Genomic DNA, 19,895 nt, shown 5'->3' with positions numbered 1-19,895 from the left:
CGTCCGGGTGCCCTACGAACTCAACTGGCTCAACATCGTCAGCATCGGATCCTTTCATCTCGTCGCCCTGCTCGCCTTCATTCCCTATTTTTTCGACTGGCGCTCGGTCGTCATCTGCATGGCGGGCACGGTCGTCTTCGGCACGCTCGGCATTCAACTTTTCTATCATCGTTGCCTGACTCACAAGGGTTTCCAGTGCCCGAAATGGCTCGAGCGCTGTTTCGCCGTGCTTGCGGTATGCTCGTTCCAGGACACGCCCGCCCATTGGGTCGCCGTGCACCGCAAGCATCATGAACACTCCGACGACGAACCCGACCCGCATTCACCGATCCGCAGTTTCCTGTGGGCCCATATCGGCTGGCTGCTGGTCAAGTCGCCGGACATGTCGCGCTACGAAATCTATGCGCGTTACGCCAAGGACGTCCTGCGCGATCCCTTTTACCGCCGGCTGGAAAGCCAAAACTACTATCTCGGCATCATCGGCGCGCAGATGGTCGTCTTCCTGATTGTCGGTTTTTTGGTCGAGCTGCTCGCCGGCGGTACGGTTTCGCAGGCGCTTCGCTTCGCGCTCAGCCTGCTGGTCTGGGGCGTGTTCGTGCGCACCGTGCTTTATTGGCATAATTCCTGGGCGATCAACTCGATCACCCATATTTGGGGTTACCGCAATTACGAGACCGGCGAGCACAGCCGCAACAATGTCGTGTTCGGGCTGATCGCGTTGGGCGAAGGCTGGCACAACAACCATCACGCCGATCCGCGCTCGGCACGCCATGGCCATCGCTGGTGGGAGGTCGACGGCACCTATCTGATCATCCGCCTGCTTGGCGCGCTCGGATTGGCCTGGCGCATCACCGAGCCGAATATCAGTCCGAACCCGACGATGACGCCGCGTGCCGTGCGCGCCACAACCGAGACCTGAAGTCGGACGCCATTGGCGCCTGCCGGCCCGTCCGGGCGATTGTTCGGCGATCCGCGACGCTTTGGAGCGGTGACAGGCGGACCGCCATACGGGATAATGCCGCGATGGTGGAACATGTCGAGGTCAACGGCGCGTCGATCCCGGCGATCGGGCTCGGTACCTGGACGCTCAGGGGAGGCGCCTGCGCCGATATGGTCGAGCATGCGCTCGAACTCGGGTACCGCCATCTCGACACCGCTGCCATGTATGAAAACGAGGCCGATGTAGGGGCGGGGCTACGCGCCGCGGGCCTGCCGCGCGCAGAAATCTTCGTGACGACGAAGGTCTGGTACACCGACATCGCGCCCGGCGACCTGGAGCGTTCGGCCGAGGCGAGCCTGCGCCGGCTCGGCCTCGACCAGGTCGATCTGCTGCTGATCCACTGGCCCAACCCGGCCGTACCCGTTGAGCACAGCATGCGCGCGCTCAACGCCGTCCGCGAGGCCGGCATGGCGCGCCATATCGGAGTGTCGAACTTTCCGACCGGCCTGCTGCGCCGGGCGCTCGCCGCGAGCGCCCATCCGCTGGTCGCCAACCAGGTCGAACATCACCCGAAACTGGCGCAGGACAAGGTGCTGGCGGCGTGCCGGGAGGCGGGCATGGCGATGATTTCCTATTGCCCGCTGCATCGCGGCGGTGCGCTGTTGGACGAACCGGCGATCCGGCGGGCCGCCGACCGCCACGCCCGCACCCCGGCCCAGATCGTGCTGCGCTGGCATGTCCAGCAGCCGGGCGTGGCCGCGATCCCGCGCACCACGCGCCGGGACAGGCTGGCGGAAAATCTAGCCGTGTTCGATTTTGCCCTGTCGGACGCCGAGATGGCGGCCATCTCCGCCCTCGGGCGGGCCGGCGAGCGCCTGTGCGACTACGCCTTCTCGCCGCAATGGGACACGGCCTGAGACGGGCAGTAATGGTTAACGGTGCGTTAACCGAATCGGGCGGATGATTTTTACCGGGAGGAAACCTTGGAGAACCGCGATGTTCTTTGCAGGAAAACCTCCGCTCGTGGCCGGTTGGCTGTTTCTCGCCGGCGTCGTCTCCGCCTTGGCCCATGACGCGCTGCCGACGGCAGCCCAGCCTGAGGGCTGGAAATACCCCTTCGCCTGCTGTTCGGGTTTCGACTGCCGCATGGTGCCGACCAAGGCGGTCAGCGAGCGCCCGGACGGTTACGTGATCGCCACCACCGGCGAGGTGGTCGGTTATGCCGACACAAGGGTGCGCCATTCGCCGGACGGCGATTTTCACTGGTGTTCGGTCGCCGGCAAGAATGACGGCAAGACGATCTGCCTGTTCGTGCCGCCACGCGCGTTCTGAGCGACAGGACACGGACGGTAACCAGCTGTTGAAGGCATGTGTCCGGCCGCGGCGCCAGGCGCGCTTGAATGCCGTGACGGCGCATCCCATCTGATCGAGACCGGCTGCGGGAGGCGCGCGCCGGGCCGGCTGGCGGGTCGATGCAGAAGCTGAGGCCTGGCCGGGGATGAGATCGGGACGGGGTGGAACAGGGCTTGCGGGCCCCAGCCAGGAGTGCCTGTCGTGACCTATGCGCCAATGCCGTCCAAAGACGACCGCCGCGCCTATCGCAGGAGCCCGGCCCGGCCGGTGCGACCGGGCGAGGCCGTGCTCGGCGGCCTTCTGGCCCTGATCGCACTGGTGCTGGTGCTGCTTTGACGGCCATGGCCGCCGGCCGGCCGCTGCGCCTCATTTTTGGCCGTCGACACGCGCCATCAGCGCCCCGGCGCCGAACGGCGCCCGCAGCTTCCCCTCGGTGATGAAATAGACGAACACGTCGCGCGGTTTCTTCTCCGGCGCGAAGGATGGGTCGGCGCGCGGCAAATCGTCCGGCACGCCGCCGGCGGCCCAGATTTTGGCGCGTGCGGCCCAGCCGTCGAGCGCGGCGTCGGGATAGCAGTGCGGATTGTCGTCGGCGCCGGTCTGCAGCCTTGCATAGACGAAGTCGCCGGTGACGTCGGCGATCGCCGGATATTTGGCGTGGTCGGCGAAAACGATCGCCACCTTGTGGCGGTGCGCCAGCGCGACCAGCTCCGGCACGGCGAAGCTCGCATGGCGCAGCTCGATCGCGTGGCGCAGCGCGACCCCGTCATGGGTTGCCGGCAGCAGGGCCAGAAACGCCGCGAAATCTTCCGGGTCGAATTTTTTGGTCGGCGCGAACTGCCACAAAAGCGGCCCGAGCTTCGGGCCGAGCGCGGCGACGCCGGAGCCCAGGAACCGCGCCAGCGACTCGCCCGCCTCGGCCAGCACCCGGCGATTGGTGATGAAGCGGTTGCCCTTCAGCGACAGGACGAAATCGTCGGGCGTCTCGGCCGCCCATTTCAAAAAGGTCGGCTCCTTGAAGCTCGAATAATAGGTGCCGTTGACCTCGATCGTCGGCACCTGGCGCGCGGCGTATTCGAGCTGGCGCTTCCTGGCGAGCTTTTCGGGATAAAACGTGCCCTCCCAGGGCTCGAACGTCCAGCCGCCCATGCCGGCGCGGATTTTTCCCATGGCCGAGCTCATGGCGCGGGGCTCCCGGTTTTTTGTCCGGCCTGAAACGCCGGCGGGCGCATTCGCGCCCTTGGCTTTCCGCGCCAGGAGGCGCGACCCGGGTTCAAGTCCGGGGCGGGCTGGCCGGTCTGCCTTGCGGTCGCTGCGCGACCGGAGCCGGAGAAAAGAGTGATCACCGCGTGCATCGTTCCGTTCCTGAGATTTTTGCCCGGCGAAGATGCGGGCTTTGCCGGCGCCTGTCCATCCGAAACCGGCGGTCTGCTGACAGGGGCAGGTGGGAGTAGGGAGTAGGGAGTAGGGAGTAGGGAGTAGGGAGTAGGGAGTAGGGAGTAGGGATGGCTGGCTCCCGGCTGTGGTGGCGCCGCGGCGGCTGCCGCCGTTTTGCGGGGCGCGGCAAGGCGAAGGCGCGCGAAGGCGCGCGCGGCGAAGGGGTTTTCGCCGCGCGATGCGCTGCCTGGGGGCGGCGGGGGAGGCCGGTCACGACGTGTCGGGCGCCTCCAGCGCCCAGAAGGCGAGGCCGTGAACGTCGGTCAAAATTGTCTGGATTTCATGCGAGGGCCGGCGGCGCTCGGCCCGGCTCTGGCCGGGCGGATGCCCGCTGCGTAGCGGCCAGACGCGGCGGTTGCGGTGTCGTGGGACGCGTTGATAATCCCCACCCCGGCTCGCCAGATTTCGCTCCGCGTCGGCGGCGCGCCGATCCTGCCCACGAGGGGCAGGGGCGGGGGCGGCCGGGCTTTCGCCGCGCGCGTCGCGGGCCGCGCAGGCCGCGCGCCAGCGGGCAAACCGCCGCGCCGCCGCCGGCAGATCGTCGAGCGTGGCGGCAAGCGCTTCCAGCCTGAGCGTCAGCCGGGTGGCGTCGAGCGGGTCGTGGCGCGACGGCGCGCGGCGTTCGGCGAGCGCAAACGGCGCCGCTTCGCCCGGCACCCAGATGCGCGGCACGATGCTTTGCGCCGGCCGCGCCGGCCGCGGCAGCCGGCGCGGCGGGTCGAGCAGCGGCAAGGCGAGGCGGCGGGGCGGCGGACGCAGACCCGCGCCTAGCGCCAGACCGCAATCCGGATTTGCATCCCCACCCCTTCCGACAAGGGTGAGGGGCGGGGGTATCGTGCGGCCTGAGGGATGGCTGAACCCGCGCCGTATCCACACGCCGGTGCCGCCGGGGCGGCGCAGGACGGTGGGCGCCGGTTTCGGCTTCTGCGGGCGCGGCGCTGGCGGCGGCACGACAAGGCCGCGCGCGGCGACGATGATAAGCCGCCGCACGGCCGCTTCGGCCGGGCGCAGCACGCGCAGCACGGCGCGGTGGCGATGGCGGGGCAGGGTGATGCCGGCTATTCTTTCCCCTTGTGGGAGAGATGACCAGCAGGCCAGAGGGGGGTGGCTGTCCCCGAGCCCGGCCATGGCCACAAGCGCTGCCAGCACCCGTCGCAGCGCGTCGCGATGTTTGTCGATCGCAGCCTGCCAGTCCATCGCCGCCTCCTTGTCAGGGCGGCGGGAGTGTAGGCGGGGTTGGGAGGGGGGTGGATGAATTAAGGGCGGATTACGCGGGCGACCGCCGCCTGATGCCCCGCCATCCGGAGGCTTGTTGAACCTAGCTAGTTTTCTAGCTATATTTTGTCCATGGCGATCATCAACATGCACGATGCCAAGACGCGGCTTTCCGACCTGGTGGCGCGCGCCGAGGCGGGCGAGGTGATCGTGATCGCCCGCCGCAACAGGCCGGCGGTCAGGCTGGTGCCGGTCGATGCCGCAAGCGGCGCCGGCGGGGCGTTGCCGCCCGGTTTCGGCGAGGGCGAACAGGCCGACTACGATGCCGGCGCGCTGGAGCAGGCGCTGGCAGCCGGCAGGGAGTTCACGATCATGCGCGACGGTAAGGCGGTGGCCAAGGTGGTGCCGATCGCGGAGACAAAGCAGCGCGTGCCCGGCCGCTTCGCGCATCTGCGCGGCAGCCTGCCGCCCGACCTGTTCGACCAGCCGCTGGGCGAGGACGAATTGGCGGCATGGGAGGGCCGGTATTCGGCCGACGGCGATGTTGGTGACGGTGGCCGGTGAGGCTGCTCCTCGATACCCACGCCCTGTTCTGGTGGCTTTATTTTCCCGAGCTGCTGCCGCCGAGAGTCCGGGAATTGCTGGGCGACCGGCAGGTGCCCGTGTTCGCCAGCGCGGTGTCGGCCTACGAGATGTCCTACAAGCACCACCGCGGGCGCTGGCCGGAAATCGCGCCGCTGGTCGAGGCGTTCGAGGAGGTGGCTGCCGCCGAAGGGTTCGACCTTCTGGCGCTGTCGGCTCGGCACGCGGTGCGGGCGGGCTCGTACGGGCCCGAGCACCGCGACCCGTTCGACCGCATGCTCGCCGCCCAGGCGGCGGTGGAAGGGCTGACGCTGGTGTCGAAGGACGCGTGGCTTGGCGAACTGGGGGCGGAGGTCGTGTGGGGGTAGGGCGGCAGGTAAGCAGGGCGGCACTGATTGCTTGATTGCAGGCGCCTGAACCCGATCCCCCCTCTTGCAAAATCTGACATTTGGCTTCGCCAAGACGTCGATTTTGCTTTCTCCCCCGCATCGGGGGGAGATAAAGCCGGCGTCCGCGCTTGTCGCAAATCGCCGGGTCGAAGACTGGGTGCTGCGTCGCCGCTGCGCGTCCTATCTCCCCCCTTTGCGGGGGAGAAAGCGCAGTCTTGGTCCTGGCGCAGCCAGGCCTTAGACTGCGCAAGAGGGGGGATCGATGCAGGGGAAGCCCGTGCGTTACCAACCGCCGGCAAGCCACCGCAGCCGCGCGCGGGAGATGCGCAAGGACGCCACCAAGGCGGAAAACCTGCTTTGGCAGGCGCTGCGCCGGGGCCAGCTCGAGGGGCTGAGCTTCCGCAGGCAATATCCGCTCGACGGTTATATTCTGGATTTTGTCTGTTTCCGGCCGAAGTTGATCGTGGAGGTCGATGGCGGCCAGCATGCGGGGTCGGCCTCGGATACAAGGCGCGACGCGCATTTTCGCCAAAACGGGTTCACGGTGCTGCGGTTCTGGAATGACGACGTGGTGCGAAACATCGATGGGGTGTGCGCGCAGATCCTGGCGGCGGCGGGCAAGCGGTGGTGATCGGCGGGAGCGGGCGATTCAGGCTGATTTGCCGATGCCATCCCCGCCAGGACTGATCCCCCCTCTTGCAAAATCTGACATTTGGCTTCGCCAAGACGTCGATTTTGCTTTCTCCCCCGCAAAGGGGGGAGATAAAGCCGGCGTCCGCGCTTGTCGCAAATCGCCGAGGTCGAAGACTGCGTGCTGCGTCGCCGCTGCGCGTCCTATCTCCCCCCTTTGCGGGGGAGAAAGCGCAGTCTTGGTCCTGGCGCAGCCAGGCCTTAGACTGCGCAAGAGGGGGGAACAGCGCGGTGTTCCTGGAGCACGCGAAGACCGGCCGCGCCTCCCGTCCCCCGATAGTTTCTTGGCCCCTCTACTCCGCAGCCACCCGTTTCCGTCCCCCCGGCCGACGTTCCAGGAGTTCCTTCAAAAACCGGCCGGTATAGCTGCGTTTTTCGGCGATGATGTCGTCCGGCGTGCCCGAGGCGACCAGTTCGCCGCCGCTACGCCGACACCGGCAACAGCTCGAAAATCTCACCGTGGCGGGCAGCGCCGGCTATGTCGCCGCGCCTCAACGCGCTGCGCACCGCGTCGAGCTTGAGCGCGTCATCGGCCGACAGATACGGGCCCCAATTGGTCGGGTCGTCGGTTTCGTAGATCAGCGTGACGCGAATCTTGGCGACATAGCCGCCTTCCTCAACGAGCCGAGTTACTTCCTCACGCCTTGCGTCGGATCGTGAACTGCTCATCCCACAGCTCCTTGTCAGGCAGATAGACCGTCACGAGAACGGCATGAACCGCATTTTCGTTTATCATACCCCAGACAGTGGATCGGACCACCCGGCAACACGTGCCTTGCGAGGAGGGACGGTCCCATGCGGCCGCTTTCATAGGTTTCGATGACAGACCACGACGCGACGCTTGCCAGAATATCCGAAAGCAGCAGGCCTCTTTCATCCAACCGCCCCTGCGCGTGATCCGAGACCCTGAACGCGCCGCTCGCGATCCAGTTGCGTATCCGATCGGCGAGATCGTCCATCCCTACTCCGCAGCCACCCGCTTGCGTCCCCCCGGCCGGCGCTCCAGAAGCTCCTTCAAAAACCGGCCGGTATAGCTGCGCTCCTCGGCGATGATGTCGTCCGGCGTGCCCGAGGCGACCAGTTCGCCGCCGCCATCGCCGCCTTCCGGGCCGAGATCGAGGATCCAGTCGGCGGTCTTGATCACCTCCAGATTGTGCTCGATGACGACCACGGTATTGCCCTGGTCGACCAGCTCGTGCAGCACGTCGAGCAGTTTGGCCACGTCGTGGAAATGCAGGCCGGTGGTCGGCTCGTCGAGAATGTAGAGCGTCTTGCCGGTCGCCTTGCGCGACAATTCCTTGGCGAGCTTGATGCGCTGCGCCTCGCCGCCCGACAGGGTGGTGGCCTGCTGGCCGATATGGACGTAGCCGAGCCCGACCTTGGCGAGTGTCTGCAGCTTGTCGCGCACCGCCGGCACGGCGGCGAAGAACTCCGCGCCTTCCTCGACCGTCATGTCGAGCACGTCGGCGATCGACTTTTCCTTGAACGTGACCTCGAGCGTCTCGCGATTGTAGCGCTTGCCGTGGCACACGTCGCAGGTGACGTAGACGTCGGGCAGAAAATGCATCTCGATCTTGATCACGCCGTCGCCCTGGCAGGCCTCGCAGCGCCCGCCCTTGACGTTGAAGGAGAAGCGGCCCGGCTGGTAGCCGCGCGCCTTGGCCTCGGGCAGGCCGGCGAACCAGTCGCGGATCGGGGTGAAGGCGCCGGTATAGGTGGCCGGGTTGGAGCGCGGCGTGCGGCCGATCGGCGACTGGTCGATGTCGATCACCTTGTCGAGGAATTCCAGCCCCTCGATGCGCTCGTGCTCGGCCGGATGCTCGCGCGAGCCCATGATGCGGCGCGAGGCGGCCTTGTAGAGCGTCTCGATCAGAAAGGTCGACTTGCCGCCGCCCGACACGCCGGTGACGCAGGCAAACGTGCCGAGCGGGATCTCGGCGGTGACGTCCTTCAAATTGTTGCCGCGCGCGCCGACCACCTTGATGCGGCGGCCCTTCTTCAGCGGCCGCGGCGCGTCGCGCGTCGGGATCGCGAGCGCGCCCGACAGATATTGCCCGGTCAGCGAGCCGGGGTCGGCCAGAATGTCGGCCGGCGTGCCTTTTGCGACGACGCGCCCGCCATGGATGCCGGCGGCCGGGCCGATATCGACCACGTAGTCGGCGGTCAGGATGGCGTCCTCGTCGTGCTCGACCACGATCACCGTGTTGTCGAGGTCGCGCAGATGTTTGAGCGTGTCGAGCAGGCGGGCATTGTCGCGCTGATGCAGCCCGATCGAGGGCTCGTCGAGCACGTAGAGCACGCCGGTCAGGCCGGAGCCGATCTGCGAGGCGAGCCGGATGCGCTGGCTCTCGCCGCCCGACAGCGTGCCGGAATTGCGCGACAGGCTGAGATAGTCGAGCCCGACATCGTTGAGGAAGGCGAGCCGCTCGCGAATCTCCTTCAGGATGCGCCCGGCGATCTCGTTCTGCTTGTCGGTGAGCCGGGCCGGCAGCGCCTCGAACCAGGCGCCGGCCTTGCGGATCGAAAGCTGGGTGACCGCGCCGATATGCTGCCCGTCGATCTTGACCGCCAGCGCCTCCGGTTTCAGCCGGTAGCCCGAACAGGCCGGGCAGGGGCTGGCGGCCATGTAACGCTCGATCTCCTCGCGGCTCCAGGCCGATTCGGTCTCCTTCCAGCGCCGTTCCAGATTGGGGATCACGCCCTCGAAGGTTTTTGTCGTCTGGTAGGAGCGCAGCCCGTCATCGTAGGAAAAGACGATCTGGCGCTCGCCGGTGCCGTATAAGATCGCCTGACGCGCCGGCTCGGGCAGGTCGCGCCAGCGCTGGCCGATCTTGAAATCATAGGCCTTGCCGAGCGCCTCCAGCGTCTGGGTGTAATAGGGCGAGGTCGAACGCGCCCAGGGCGCGACCGCGCCGTCGCGCAGGGAAAGCCCGTCATCGGGCACAATCAACTCGGGATCGATGGCGCGCTGGCTGCCGAGCCCGTCGCAGGACGGGCAGGCGCCGAACGGGTTGTTGAAGGAGAAAAGCCGCGGCTCGATCTCGGTGATGGTGAAGCCCGACACCGGGCAGGCGAATTTTTCCGAAAACAACAGCCGCTCGTGGGTGTCGTTCTTCGACTTGTTGGCGGCTTCGCCCGACAGGGTTTCCGGCGGCAGCGGCCGGTCGGCGAATTCGGCCACGGCGAGCCCGTCGGCAAGCCGCAGGCAGGTCTCGATACTGTCGGCCAGCCGCGCGGCCAAATCGTCGCGCACCACGACGCGGTCGACGACGATGTCGATATCGTGCTTGAACTTCTTGTCGAGCGCCGGCGCCTCGGCGATCTCGTGGAAGACGCCGTCGATCTTGACGCGCTGAAAGCCCTTTTTCTGCAGCTCGGCCAGTTCCTTGCGATATTCGCCCTTACGTCCGCGCACGATCGGCGCCAGGAGGTAAAGCCGCGTGCCTTCCTCCAGCGCCAGCACCCGGTCGACCATCTGCGACACGGTCTGGCTCTCGATCGGCAGGCCGGTGGCCGGCGAATAGGGCACGCCGACGCGCGCGAACAACAGCCGCATATAATCGTAGATCTCGGTCACGGTGCCGACCGTCGAGCGCGGATTGCGCGACGTCGTCTTCTGCTCGATCGAGATCGCCGGGCTCAATCCGTCGATCTGGTCGACATCCGGCTTCTGCATCATCTCCAGGAACTGGCGCGCATAGGCCGACAGGCTTTCCACGTAGCGGCGCTGGCCCTCGGCGTAGATCGTGTCGAAGGCGAGCGACGATTTGCCCGAGCCCGACAGGCCGGTCATCACCGTCAGGCTGTTGCGGGGAATGTCGAGATCGACATTTTTGAGATTGTGCTCGCGCGCGCCGCGAATGGAGATGAATTTCTGATCGGCCATGCCGCAATGCCGTTCCGTGGTTGCGATGGGAAGGCGCGGACAAGGTTCCGCGCCAGCCTCCTAGGTAAGTCGCCGCGCCGCCGCGTCGAGGGGGTTTTTCGCAAAAGCGAGTTAGACTCCTTTGCCGGGTGAGGGCAAGGGGAAAGAACAAAGGTCGAACGCACTCCTGACACGGTTTGCGTCCGGTGCCGACGCGCCGCTCGCCCTCGATCACATTTTGCCTGTATGCGCGGCGCCGATATTGACAGCGATGGCGGCCGGGGCGCAGACTTCGAACCGTTCCATGGGCGGCCTCGAAATCATCCGCAGGAGCGGGATTTTCGCGAGGCGCCGCGAAGGCGAGGCTGCGGACGGAACGGTGTCGGTGTAACCAGCAGAGGAGAGAGGCATGACCCCGCCGGACAGTCCCTGCCGGCTCCGCCTGCCCGGTGGAGCCGCGGTGAGCCCGATCGGACGCTGAGCGGCTGATCGCGCGCCCCGTCAAATCACCTTACATCGCTGACCAATGCAAAGGGCGCCATCCTTGAGTGGATGCCCCTTGACGATCACCTGATATCCTCGGAGATCGGGGAAACCCAAAGGCCTCGCGCGCTCGAAACGGTAGCGGCGAGGCCGTTCTTTCGAGGGCGTCCGGTGGGGTACGGGCGGTGCGCGATGGCGCCGGCGGCAGCCGTTTTTCGCGCCCCCGGCATACCGGGCAGGAACAGGATTTCTCCGGCTTCAACACGGTTCCGTCGCGGGCTGTCGGCATCGATCAGAAAATTCTTGCAGGGTGCGGTTGGCGATGGCCGTGCGGCCGCGCACGCGAACCGCCGGGATTTGGTGGCTGACGCGGCCAAGACGCGACGAGGCCGGTAGTGTGGCGTGCGATCGGCACAAGCGCGCCACCTTCAAACCGTGCGGCCGAAAACCGTGCGGCCGACCCGGACGGCGTGCGCGCAGCAGGTCCGGGCGCGGCCGGAGCGCAAAAGCGCGTCGACATCGGGTCCGGTGTGAGCCGCTGTTGCGTGGCGTCGAGGGGGCGAAACGAACGATGAAAGGAACCGGGGCAAGCAAAAAGGCATGAACGACCGGACGAGGCAGGTTCCGGTGCTGCCGCATCAGCGGCCGGAGCGGTAACCGCCGGTGCCGATCTCGTAGGAAATGCTGCCGGAGATGGTCACGTCCCAGTCGCCGACCTTGAACGAGCCCGGCGTGGAGCCGACCGGCAGCGCCTCGTCCGGTTCGGGCAAGGGCGCGTCGGTGGCGCCGGCGCCTTGCGGGCGTTCGACGCCGGGCAGCCCGTTTTCGGCCTTATCCGCATCCGGGCCGGCCAGGGCAGGCAGGCTTGCGGCGGCGACAAAAAGGGCAATCAGCAGGGTTCGCGACATGATTTCGGCTCCGCTCACGCTTTGCCTCGACATAAGCGCGCACGCCGCCGCTGCCAAGAGCGCGCCGCTTCACATTTCGCGTCCCGTGCGGCGGGCGCCGGCGCATGGTTGAAACCGGGCCGGAAACCGTTTAGAACAAATAAGGAACAAAACCCTTGTGGACAGCGCAAGGAATCTGCCCCGCCGGGGCGCGTCGGCCGGGGCGATGGGATAGAATGCGCGCCGATCAGAAATGTCCCGGGCGGACGAGCGTGGAGATAAAGTGATGGCGGGAAGCGTCAACAAGGTGATTTTGGTCGGCAATCTGGGCGCCGACCCCGAAATCCGCCGCCTGAATTCCGGCGATCCGGTCGTCAACATGCGCGTGGCGACCTCCGAGTCCTGGCGCGATCGCCAGTCGGGCGAGCGCCGCGAGCGCACCGAATGGCACAATGTCGTGATCTTCAACGACAATCTGGCCAAGGTCGCCGAGCAATATCTGAAGAAGGGCGCCAAGGTCTATATCGAGGGCCAGTTGCAGACCCGCAAATGGCAGGACCAGCAAGGCCAGGACCGCTACACGACCGAGGTGGTGCTGCAGAAATTCCGCGGCGAGCTGCAGATGCTGGATTCGCGCGGGCAGGGCGAGGGCGGCGGCCAGTATAACGCCCCGGCCGCGCGCGGCTCCGATTTCGGCGCATCCAGCCCGAACGAAAGCCAGCGCGGCGGCGGGGGTGGCGGCTTCTCGCGCGATCTCGACGACGAAATCCCGTTCTGAGCGGCCGCCGATGCAGCGTATCGCGCACGTCATGGTCGTGGTGCGCGACTATGACGAGGCCATCGCGTTCTACTGCGGCAAGCTCGGTTTCGACCTTGTGGAGGATACGTACCAGCCCGAGCAGGACAAACGCTGGGTGGTCGTAGCGCCGCCGGACGGCGGCACGTCGCTGGTGCTCGGACGCGCGTCGGACGACGGGCAGGCGGCGGCGATCGGCAACCAGACCGGCGGCCGCGTCTTCCTGTTCCTGCAGACCGACGATTTCGAGCGCGACCATCAGCGCTACCTCGGCAAAGGCATCGATTTCGTGCGCGCGCCGACGGTCACGGAGTACGGCACGGTCGCCGTTTTTGCCGACCTCTACGGCAATCAGTGGGACTTGATAGAATTTGCGCCCGGTCATCCTCTGGCCATCGCGGCGAAATCCTGACGCCTTCGTGATTGGCAAATGAGCGCGCCCTGGCGCAAGAACGGTGCCATGCTGACGATCCGACATTTTTGTGCCGCGTGTTGCGTCGCACTGCTGGCGGCGGCCGGTACCGCCCATGCCGGCGAGGCCGACGTGACGGCGGTAGAAATCTCGCCGCGCGCCGACGGCACCTATCGCTTCGATGTCACCGTGCGCCATGCCGATACCGGCTGGGACCATTATGCCGATCGCTGGGAGGTGGTCGGCGAGGACGGCGCGGTGCTGGCCACGCGCGTGCTGGCCCATCCCCATGTCGACGAACAGCCCTTCACCCGCAGCCAGGACGGTGTGGCGGTGCCGCCCGGGCTGCGCACGGTGACGGTGCGGGCGCATGACAGCGTGCACGGTTTTGGCGGGCGCGCGATGACGGTGGTGCTGCCGGACCGGTGACCGGCGCGTCGTTGGACCGTTTGCGGTCGAGCAGGCGCGGCCTGCTTTCAAGCCGGCGCGATATCGCCTAGCATGGACCATGCTTCAGTTCGACGCGGCGACCACCCGACTTCTCGAGGATGCCTATCAGGGCTCGGATGTCGTCCGGCGGCGCATGGCCAGCCTTGAGGCGCTGGCGCCGCGTCCGGGCGATACCGTGGTCGATATCGGCTCCGGACCCGGCCTGCTGACCCTGGAACTGGCGCGTGCGGTCGGCCCGCTGGGCAGGGCGATCGGGGTCGAGCCCAGCGCCGAGATGCGCGCGGCGTCGACCGGGCGCTGCGCCGAGCGCGACAATGCCGAGATCGTCGACGGAACGGCCGAGGCCCTGCCGCTCGCCGCGACGTCGGTCGACGGCGCGGTTGCGCTGCAGGTGTTCGAGTATCTGCCCGACATTCCGGCCGCGCTGCGCGAGATCGCGCGTGTGTTGCGGCCCGGCGCGCGGCTGGTGGTGGGCGACACGCACTGGGACACGCTGGTGTGGTTCAGCGGCGACAGGCAACGCATGTCGAAGATGATGACGGCATGGGACGGGCACCTGGTCGAAAAGCGCGTGCCGGAAATCCTGCCGGCGCTGTGCCGGGACGCCGGCTTCATTGTTGATGCGGTGCGGCCGCTGGTGTTTTCCGATACGGTGCTGAAACCGGACGGGCTGGCCGCGATGATGATGCATCTGATGCGCCGCTATGCCGTCGACAACGGCCAGCTGACGCAGGCGGCCGCCAATGCCTGGTTCGAGGAGCAACACGCCCTGTCGCGTGACGGCCGTTTCTTCTTTACCGTGGTTTACTTCGTCACGCTGGCCCGCAAGGTCTGACGTCCGGCGGGCGTCCGGCCGGGCGTCCGGTTGCCGGTCCGATTACGCCGCCATCAGCGCCTTGACCCCGTCGGCGACGAACTGGACGGCGAGGGCGGCCAGGATCACGCCCAAAAGCCGGGTCAGGATCGAGCGCCCGGTCTGGCCCAAAAACCCGTCGACGCGCTCGGCCAGCAGGAAGACGAGATAGGTCGCCACGATCGCCGCAAGGATGACGGCGACCAGCATCGCCTGGCCGACCGGGCCCGAAAACGACCCCGACAACAGCACCGTGGCCGAGATCGCGCCGGGCCCGGCGATCAGCGGGATGGCCAGCGGGAAGGCGGCGATGTTGTGGATCATGTCGCGGGTGATGGCGACGTCGGCGCTCTTTTCCTTGCGCTCCTGGCGGCGCTCGAACACCATCTCGAAGGCGATGAAGAACAGCAGCAGCCCGCCGGCGACCCGGAAGGCGGGCAGGGTGATGCCGAACACCGACAGGATCGCCGCGCCGGCGAGCGCGAACAGCGCCAGAAGCAGAAAACCGATGATCGAGGCGCGCAGGCCGACCTGCTGGCGCTCCGAGCGATTCATGCCGCGCGTCAGCGCCAGAAACAGCGGCGCCAGGCCGGGCGGGTCGATGGTGACCAAAAGCGTCACGAAGGCGTTGAAGATCTGGTCCAGGCTCGGCATCGGGCGGCTCTCCGTCGGCGGCAGCGTATCGTCAGTCACCGCGCAAGGCCAGCGCGGGCGAGATTGCCGGCCTGGAGGCAACACCGCGCGCGGATGCGGCGCCAGGAAGGCCGGTCTTCCAGGGGAGCATCGCTGCTATTGGCGCGCGCGGCGTCAGGTGAAAACGGTGCGAAACGGGTATGGCCGGCCTCGATGCCGGTCGCAGGGCGATGTCCCGACCGGCCTGGCCGAACCGGTGGTTTCGCCACCTCGGAGGGCGCGATTCGCGCCGTTGCGGGCCGGTTGCCGGGCAACATTCGGCCGGGAAAATCGTTTCCGTTATAAGGCATTGTTTCCGTTGCGGTATCGGGCATCGAAAATCGACCGGCCGGTTTGGAGAAATGTGGCGTCATCCTATATAAGGAGCGACATGATTCCTCTATCGAACGTGATCCGTTTTGACTGACCAGACGACCCCGCGCGCGCCAGACGATCCCCACGGTATCGAGCCGGTTTCCATCATCGAGGAAATGCAGCGCTCCTATCTCGACTACGCCATGAGCGTGATCGTGAGCCGCGCACTGCCCGACGTGCGCGACGGGCTCAAGCCGGTGCACCGGCGCATCCTCTACGCCTCGCACGAGAGCGGTTATCACTGGAACCGCAAATATGTGAAGTCCGCGCGGCCGGTCGCCGACGTGATGGGTAAATACCACCCGCACAGCGACGCCTCGATCTACGACGCCCTGGTGCGCATGGCCCAGGACTGGTCGATGCGCCTGCCGCTGATCGACGGCCAGGGCAATTTCGGCTCGATCGACGGCGATCCGCCAGCGGCGATGCGCTACACCGAGGCCCGGCTGACCAAGGCCGCGCACGAGATGCTGGAGGATATCGACAAGGAAACCGTCGATTTCCAGGACAATTACGACGGGTCCGCCAGCGAGCCGAAAGTGCTGCCGGCGCGGTTTCCCAACCTGCTGGTCAGCGGCTCGGGCGGCATTGCCGTCGGCATGGCGACCAACATTCCGCCGCACAATCTGGGCGAGGTCTGCGACGCCGCGATCGCCATGATCGACAATCCGGCCATCGAACTGCCGGCCTTGATGGAGATCGTGCCCGGCCCGGACTTTCCAACCGGCGGCCTGATCCTCGGGCGCGCCGGCATCTACAGCGCCTATGACACGGGCCGCGGCTCGATCCAGATGCGCGGCAAGGTGCATGTCGAGCCGGCCCGCAACGACCGCGAGGCGATCGTCGTCACCGAGGTGCCTTATCAGGTCAACAAGGCGACGATGATCGAGAAAATGGCCGAGCTGGTGCGCGACAAGCGCATCGAGGGCATTTCCGACATTCGCGACGAAAGCGATCGCCAGGGCTACCGTGTGGTCATCGAACTGAAGCGCGACGCGGTCGCCGACGTCGTCTTGAACCAGCTTTACCGCTATACGCCGCTGCAGACCTCGTTCGGCGCCAATATCGTCGCGCTCAACGGCGGCAAGCCGGAACTGATGAACCTGCGCGACATCCTGCGCGCCTTCGTGTTTTTCCGCGAGCTGGTGGTCAGTCGGCGCACGAAATATCTTTTGAAAAAGGCGCGCGACCGCGCGCATGTGCTGGTCGGCCTGGCGATCGCGGTCGCCAATATCGACGAGGTCATCAAGCTGATCCGCACCGCGCCCGATCCGCAGACGGCGCGCCAGCAATTGATGGAGCGGCGCTGGCCGTCCGCCGATGTCGAGGGGCTGATCCGTCTGATCGACGATCCGCGCCACCGCATCAACGAGGACGGCACCTATAATCTCTCGGAGGAGCAATCGCGCGCCATTCTGGAACTGCGCCTGCAGCGGCTGACGGCGCTTGGGCGCGACGAGATCGGCGACGAGCTCAACACGATCGGCGAGGAGATCAAGGACTATCTCGACATTTTGTCCTCGCGCGTGCGCATTCAGCAGATCGTCAAGGACGAGCTTGTGGCCGTGCGCGACGAGTTCGGCACGCCGCGGCGCACCCAGATCGTCGAGGGCGGTCCGGATATGGACGACGAGGACCTGATCCAGCGCGAGGATATGGTCGTCACCGTCACCCATGAAGGCTATCTCAAGCGGGTGCCGCTTTCGATCTACCGGGCGCAGGCGCGCGGCGGCAAGGGCCGCTCGGGCATGGCGACCAAGGACGACGATTTCGTCACCCGGCTGTTCGTGGCCTCGACCCACACGCCGATCCTGTTCTTTTCCTCGCGCGGCATCGTCTACAAGGAAAAGGTCTGGCGCCTGCCGATCGGCACGCCGCAATCGCGCGGCAAGTTCCTGCGCAACATGCTGCCGCTGGATGAGGGCGACCGCATCACCGCGATCATGCCGCTGCCCGAGGACGAGGAGCGCTGGGGCGAACTCGACGTGATGTTCGCCACCACCCGCGGTACGGTCAGGCGCAACAAGCTGTCGGATTTCGTCCAGGTCAACCGCAACGGCAAGATCGCCATGAAGCTCGACGCCGACGACGCGATCCTGAACGTGGTCACCTGTACCGAAAACGACGACGTGCTTTTGACCGCCGACAGCGGCCAGTGCATTCGCTTCCCGGTCACGGATGTGCGTGTGTTTGCCGGGCGCAACTCGGTCGGCGTGCGCGGCATCGCCATGGGCGACGACGACCGGGCGATTTCGATGACGATCCTCGAGCATGTCGGGGCGGATCCGTCGGAAAGGGCGGCCTATCTGAAGCGCTCGGTGGCCGAGCGGCGCGCGGCTTCCGCCGATCCGGGCGACGGCGACGAGGACGTGGTGCTGACCAATGAGGAGGTCGCCGAGGCGGCCGATCTCAGCGACGAGCGCTACGCCGAGTTGAAGGCGCACGAGCAATTCGTTCTGACCGTGACGGAATTCGGCTACGGCAAGCGTTCGTCGTCCTACGATTTCCGCGTGATCGGACGCGGCGGCAAGGGCATCCGCGCGACCGACGTGTCCAAGGTCGACGAGATCGGCCGGCTGGTGGCGACCTTCCCGGTCGCCGACGACGACCAGATCATGCTCGTTTCGGACGGTGGCCAGGTCATCCGCGTGCCGGTCGGCGGCATCCGCATGGCCAGCCGCGCCACCAAGGGCGTCAAGGTGTTCAACACCGCCCAGGGCGAGCGTGTCGTGTCGGTCGAGCGCATTTCGGAGGCCCAGGACGAGGCGGTGGACGCCATCGACGCGGAGGCCGCCGAGGTCGAGGCGCCCGGAACGGAAGCGCCGGCGAGCGGTGGGCCAGCCCCCGACGCGCCAGACGCGCCGGAGGGCGACAAGGAGGCTTGAGACGGGCACGCCGCCCGCCGGAGCCGGAAACCCCGCCTGCGTAAAGCCTGGTCAAAAAGAAAGCCGCCCGAGGGGCGGCTTTCGGCGTGATTGTTGAAAAACGCGGCGTTTTGCCCTTGGCGAAGCCGGAGCCGGGCGCTCAGCGGCGCGACAGCCGGAACGAATTCTTGTCGGCGGTGCGCAGTTCGATCTTGGCCCGCTGGGCTTCCTCGTAGAATTTGAACGCGGTGGCGATCAGCATGGCAATGGTCATTGCTGCGGCAAGCAAGGTGATCAGCATGGCATCGTCTCCTTCGTTCTTAACAACGAACCAAAGCGGGTTTGGTTTCATCCGTCTGTGTTTTGTCTTACACAGGCCCGTTTGAATGCCGGCTGATCGTTGCGTTCATATTCGGTTCATGTTGGGGTGAGGCGGCCTTGATCCGCTTCCTCCCAGCCGATTGCCTTTGCCAACCAACGGACTTAAAAGCCTGCATCCATGACCCAGCACGTCGCCATCTATGCCGGTTCCTTCGACCCCCTGACCAACGGGCATCTCGACGTGCTCAAGGGCGCCTTGTCGATCGTCGACCGCGTCATCGTCGCCATCGGCATCCAGCCGGGCAAAAAGCCGGTGTTTTCCTTCGACGAGCGCCTGGAGCTGATCCATAAGGTGGCGGCGAGCGAGTTCGACGGTCAGAGCGCGCAGATCGAGGTGGTGTCGTTCGACCGGCTTCTGGTCGACGCGGCGCGCCACCACGGCGCCACGATCATGATCCGCGGCCTGCGCGACGGCACCGATCTCGATTATGAAATGCAGATGGCCGGCATGAACGAGACCATGGCGCCGGAACTGCAGACCGTGTTCATTCCGGCGAGCCCGTCCGTGCGCACCATTACCGCCACACTCGTGCGCCAGATTGCCGCGATGGGCGGCGACATCAGCGCGTTCGTACCGGACGTGGTGAAGGCGGCCCTGGACGAAAAATTCCCCCGTTAAAGGAACATTGCATGCTGCGAACGATCTTTTCTCGCACGCTGGCCGCAGCCCTGCTGGCCGGCGGTCTCGCCTCCGCCGCCATCGCGGCCGAGCCCGAAAACACCATGATCATCACGCTCAAGGACGGCGACGTCACCATCGCGCTCAAGCCCGAGATGGCGCCCAAACACGTCGAGCAGATCAAGGCGCTGGTGCGCGAAGGCGCCTATGACAACGTCGCCTTCCACCGCGTCATCGACGGTTTCATGGCCCAGACCGGCGATGTCGAGTTCGGCGACATGAAAGACGGATTCAACGCGCGTCGCGCCGGCACTGGCGGTTCCTCGCGCAGCGACCTGCCGGCCGAGTTCTCCGACGCGCACTTCGTGCGCGGCACGGTCGGCATGGCGCGAGCCCGCGATCCCAATTCCGCCAATTCGCAGTTTTTCATCATGTTCGCCCCGGCCCCCAATCTCGACGGCGCCTACACGATCGTCGGCGAGGTCGAGGACGGGATGGACAAGGTCGACGCGATCAAGCGCGGCGACCCGGCCCAAAACGGCGTGGTCGCGGAGCCCGACCGGATGCTCAAGGTGCGCATAGCCGCCGACGGCGAATAATCGCGGCGCGCCGCGAACACAACACCAAGGAAA

22 protein-coding genes are annotated in these 19,895 nt (G+C 66.5%); 14 read left to right on the top strand and 8 right to left on the bottom strand.

What is annotated here, in order from left to right; genetic code table 11:
- The first annotated feature begins 7 nt into the window (after positions 1 to 7).
- The 4 genes from GN330_RS11900 (at position 8) to GN330_RS23985 (ending at position 2,629) form a co-directional block, all read left to right on the top strand.
- Positions 8 to 919, top strand: coding sequence for an acyl-CoA desaturase (locus GN330_RS11900; RefSeq protein ID WP_343040584.1), 912 nt, complete (start codon positions 8 to 10; stop codon positions 917 to 919).
- Positions 920 to 1,026: 107 nt separating this feature from the next.
- Positions 1,027 to 1,857 (top strand): aldo/keto reductase, encoded by an 831-nt coding sequence (locus GN330_RS11895; protein ID WP_343040602.1) that lies wholly within the window; start codon positions 1,027 to 1,029, stop codon positions 1,855 to 1,857.
- Between the two features lie 106 nt (positions 1,858 to 1,963).
- Complete coding sequence (locus tag GN330_RS11890; RefSeq protein WP_343040601.1) at positions 1,964 to 2,272, top strand: hypothetical protein; 309 nt, start codon at positions 1,964 to 1,966, stop codon at positions 2,270 to 2,272.
- A 222-nt stretch (positions 2,273 to 2,494) separates the two neighbouring features.
- Positions 2,495 to 2,629 carry a hypothetical protein gene (locus GN330_RS23985; RefSeq protein WP_281349396.1) on the top strand — a complete coding sequence of 45 codons (135 nt, stop codon included), beginning with the start codon at positions 2,495 to 2,497 and terminating at the stop codon, positions 2,627 to 2,629.
- Positions 2,630 to 2,659: 30 nt separating this feature from the next.
- Here the strand turns inward: GN330_RS23985 and GN330_RS11885 are convergent, their stop codons facing one another.
- Both GN330_RS11885 and GN330_RS11880 read right to left on the bottom strand, forming a co-directional pair.
- On the bottom strand, positions 2,660 to 3,475 hold the full coding sequence (locus tag GN330_RS11885; protein WP_246188624.1) for a DUF72 domain-containing protein: 816 nt from the start codon (positions 3,473 to 3,475) through the stop codon (positions 2,660 to 2,662).
- A 465-nt stretch (positions 3,476 to 3,940) separates the two neighbouring features.
- Positions 3,941 to 4,927 carry a hypothetical protein gene (locus GN330_RS11880; RefSeq protein ID WP_156712844.1) on the bottom strand — a complete coding sequence of 329 codons (987 nt, stop codon included), beginning with the start codon at positions 4,925 to 4,927 and terminating at the stop codon, positions 3,941 to 3,943.
- A gap of 150 nt (positions 4,928 to 5,077) precedes the next feature.
- Between GN330_RS11880 and GN330_RS23800 the strand changes: the two genes are divergently transcribed.
- The 3 genes from GN330_RS23800 (at position 5,078) to GN330_RS11860 (ending at position 6,547) form a co-directional block, all read left to right on the top strand.
- Entirely contained in the window at positions 5,078 to 5,509 is a 432-nt protein-coding gene (locus GN330_RS23800) for a type II toxin-antitoxin system Phd/YefM family antitoxin (protein WP_281349395.1), read from the top strand.
- The gene (locus GN330_RS11865) at positions 5,506 to 5,895 is read left to right on the top strand and encodes a PIN domain-containing protein (protein WP_197435129.1); all 390 of its coding nucleotides are present in this window, start codon (positions 5,506 to 5,508) and stop codon (positions 5,893 to 5,895) included. The genes GN330_RS23800 and GN330_RS11865 overlap by 4 nt, the downstream gene beginning before the upstream one ends.
- Positions 5,896 to 6,178: 283 nt before the next feature.
- The gene (locus GN330_RS11860) at positions 6,179 to 6,547 is read left to right on the top strand and encodes an endonuclease domain-containing protein (RefSeq protein WP_156712843.1); all 369 of its coding nucleotides are present in this window, start codon (positions 6,179 to 6,181) and stop codon (positions 6,545 to 6,547) included.
- A gap of 482 nt (positions 6,548 to 7,029) precedes the next feature.
- Here the strand turns inward: GN330_RS11860 and GN330_RS11855 are convergent, their stop codons facing one another.
- The 4 genes from GN330_RS11855 to GN330_RS11840 form a co-directional block, all read right to left on the bottom strand.
- The gene (locus tag GN330_RS11855) at positions 7,030 to 7,275 is read right to left on the bottom strand and encodes a hypothetical protein (RefSeq protein ID WP_106569584.1); all 246 of its coding nucleotides are present in this window, start codon (positions 7,273 to 7,275) and stop codon (positions 7,030 to 7,032) included.
- Positions 7,276 to 7,289: 14 nt separating this feature from the next.
- Positions 7,290 to 7,565, bottom strand: coding sequence for a DUF4258 domain-containing protein (locus GN330_RS11850; RefSeq protein ID WP_156712842.1), 276 nt, complete (start codon positions 7,563 to 7,565; stop codon positions 7,290 to 7,292).
- 2 nt (positions 7,566 to 7,567) lie between these two features.
- Positions 7,568 to 10,492 (bottom strand): excinuclease ABC subunit UvrA, encoded by a 2,925-nt coding sequence (gene uvrA / locus GN330_RS11845; RefSeq protein WP_156712841.1) that lies wholly within the window; start codon positions 10,490 to 10,492, stop codon positions 7,568 to 7,570.
- 1,100 nt (positions 10,493 to 11,592) lie between these two features.
- Positions 11,593 to 11,862: a hypothetical protein gene (locus tag GN330_RS11840; RefSeq protein ID WP_156712840.1), complete on the bottom strand. Its 270-nt coding sequence runs from the start codon at positions 11,860 to 11,862 to the stop codon at positions 11,593 to 11,595.
- A gap of 265 nt (positions 11,863 to 12,127) precedes the next feature.
- Between GN330_RS11840 and GN330_RS11835 the strand changes: the two genes are divergently transcribed.
- From GN330_RS11835 to GN330_RS11820, 4 genes are all read left to right on the top strand, one after another.
- The gene (locus GN330_RS11835; protein ID WP_156712839.1) at positions 12,128 to 12,619 is read left to right on the top strand and encodes a single-stranded DNA-binding protein; all 492 of its coding nucleotides are present in this window, start codon (positions 12,128 to 12,130) and stop codon (positions 12,617 to 12,619) included.
- Positions 12,620 to 12,629: 10 nt separating this feature from the next.
- Positions 12,630 to 13,049 carry a VOC family protein gene (locus GN330_RS11830; RefSeq protein ID WP_156712838.1) on the top strand — a complete coding sequence of 140 codons (420 nt, stop codon included), beginning with the start codon at positions 12,630 to 12,632 and terminating at the stop codon, positions 13,047 to 13,049.
- An 18-nt stretch (positions 13,050 to 13,067) separates the two neighbouring features.
- Complete coding sequence (locus tag GN330_RS11825; protein ID WP_246188622.1) at positions 13,068 to 13,478, top strand: hypothetical protein; 411 nt, start codon at positions 13,068 to 13,070, stop codon at positions 13,476 to 13,478.
- Between the two features lie 79 nt (positions 13,479 to 13,557).
- Positions 13,558 to 14,334 (top strand): methyltransferase domain-containing protein, encoded by a 777-nt coding sequence (locus GN330_RS11820; RefSeq protein WP_156712837.1) that lies wholly within the window; start codon positions 13,558 to 13,560, stop codon positions 14,332 to 14,334.
- A 42-nt stretch (positions 14,335 to 14,376) separates the two neighbouring features.
- Here GN330_RS11820 and GN330_RS11815 read toward each other — a convergent pair whose 3' ends face one another.
- Positions 14,377 to 15,006 carry a MarC family protein gene (locus GN330_RS11815; protein WP_156712836.1) on the bottom strand — a complete coding sequence of 210 codons (630 nt, stop codon included), beginning with the start codon at positions 15,004 to 15,006 and terminating at the stop codon, positions 14,377 to 14,379.
- Positions 15,007 to 15,443: 437 nt separating this feature from the next.
- Between GN330_RS11815 and gyrA the strand changes: the two genes are divergently transcribed.
- A complete protein-coding gene (gene gyrA, locus GN330_RS11810) occupies positions 15,444 to 18,284 on the top strand; it encodes a DNA gyrase subunit A (RefSeq protein ID WP_156712835.1) in 2,841 nt (946 codons plus the stop codon).
- 139 nt (positions 18,285 to 18,423) lie between these two features.
- On the opposite strand, the gene GN330_RS23475 is transcribed toward gyrA, so the two are convergent.
- Positions 18,424 to 18,564 carry a hypothetical protein gene (locus GN330_RS23475; protein WP_197435128.1) on the bottom strand — a complete coding sequence of 47 codons (141 nt, stop codon included), beginning with the start codon at positions 18,562 to 18,564 and terminating at the stop codon, positions 18,424 to 18,426.
- Between the two features lie 198 nt (positions 18,565 to 18,762).
- Here GN330_RS23475 and coaD point away from each other — a divergent pair, with 198 nt between their 5' ends.
- Together coaD and GN330_RS11800 are read left to right on the top strand one after the other, a co-directional pair.
- On the top strand, positions 18,763 to 19,263 hold the full coding sequence (gene coaD, locus GN330_RS11805) for a pantetheine-phosphate adenylyltransferase (RefSeq protein ID WP_156712834.1): 501 nt from the start codon (positions 18,763 to 18,765) through the stop codon (positions 19,261 to 19,263).
- Between the two features lie 11 nt (positions 19,264 to 19,274).
- A complete protein-coding gene (locus tag GN330_RS11800; RefSeq protein ID WP_156712833.1) occupies positions 19,275 to 19,862 on the top strand; it encodes a peptidylprolyl isomerase in 588 nt (195 codons plus the stop codon).
- The last annotated feature ends 33 nt before the right edge of the window (positions 19,863 to 19,895 follow it).

It is taken from the genome of Nitratireductor arenosus, assembly GCF_009742725.1.
Classification (GTDB): domain Bacteria; phylum Pseudomonadota; class Alphaproteobacteria; order Rhizobiales; family Rhizobiaceae; genus Mangrovimarina; species Mangrovimarina arenosa.
This window is presented reverse-complemented; position numbering and strand designations above follow the sequence as displayed.

What these genes read in the sequence shown, in the direction of transcription:
- GN330_RS11885 (WP_246188624.1), bottom strand. Translation starts at nt 3,475, where the DNA reads ATGAGCTCGGCCATGGGAAAAATCCGCGCCGGCATGGGCGGCTGGACG.
- GN330_RS11880 (WP_156712844.1), bottom strand. Translation starts at nt 4,927, where the DNA reads ATGGACTGGCAGGCTGCGATCGACAAACATCGCGACGCGCTGCGACGG.
- GN330_RS23800 (WP_281349395.1), top strand. Translation starts at nt 5,078, where the DNA reads ATGGCGATCATCAACATGCACGATGCCAAGACGCGGCTTTCCGACCTG.
- GN330_RS11860 (WP_156712843.1), top strand. Translation starts at nt 6,179, where the DNA reads ATGCAGGGGAAGCCCGTGCGTTACCAACCGCCGGCAAGCCACCGCAGC.
- GN330_RS11855 (WP_106569584.1), bottom strand. Translation starts at nt 7,275, where the DNA reads ATGAGCAGTTCACGATCCGACGCAAGGCGTGAGGAAGTAACTCGGCTC.
- GN330_RS11850 (WP_156712842.1), bottom strand. Translation starts at nt 7,565, where the DNA reads ATGGACGATCTCGCCGATCGGATACGCAACTGGATCGCGAGCGGCGCG.
- uvrA (WP_156712841.1), bottom strand. Translation starts at nt 10,492, where the DNA reads ATGGCCGATCAGAAATTCATCTCCATTCGCGGCGCGCGCGAGCACAAT.
- GN330_RS11840 (WP_156712840.1), bottom strand. Translation starts at nt 11,862, where the DNA reads ATGTCGCGAACCCTGCTGATTGCCCTTTTTGTCGCCGCCGCAAGCCTG.
- GN330_RS11835 (WP_156712839.1), top strand. Translation starts at nt 12,128, where the DNA reads ATGGCGGGAAGCGTCAACAAGGTGATTTTGGTCGGCAATCTGGGCGCC.
- GN330_RS11830 (WP_156712838.1), top strand. Translation starts at nt 12,630, where the DNA reads ATGCAGCGTATCGCGCACGTCATGGTCGTGGTGCGCGACTATGACGAG.
- GN330_RS11825 (WP_246188622.1), top strand. Translation starts at nt 13,068, where the DNA reads ATGAGCGCGCCCTGGCGCAAGAACGGTGCCATGCTGACGATCCGACAT.
- GN330_RS11820 (WP_156712837.1), top strand. Translation starts at nt 13,558, where the DNA reads ATGCTTCAGTTCGACGCGGCGACCACCCGACTTCTCGAGGATGCCTAT.
- GN330_RS11815 (WP_156712836.1), bottom strand. Translation starts at nt 15,006, where the DNA reads ATGCCGAGCCTGGACCAGATCTTCAACGCCTTCGTGACGCTTTTGGTC.
- GN330_RS23475 (WP_197435128.1), bottom strand. Translation starts at nt 18,564, where the DNA reads ATGCTGATCACCTTGCTTGCCGCAGCAATGACCATTGCCATGCTGATC.
- coaD (WP_156712834.1), top strand. Translation starts at nt 18,763, where the DNA reads ATGACCCAGCACGTCGCCATCTATGCCGGTTCCTTCGACCCCCTGACC.
- GN330_RS11800 (WP_156712833.1), top strand. Translation starts at nt 19,275, where the DNA reads ATGCTGCGAACGATCTTTTCTCGCACGCTGGCCGCAGCCCTGCTGGCC.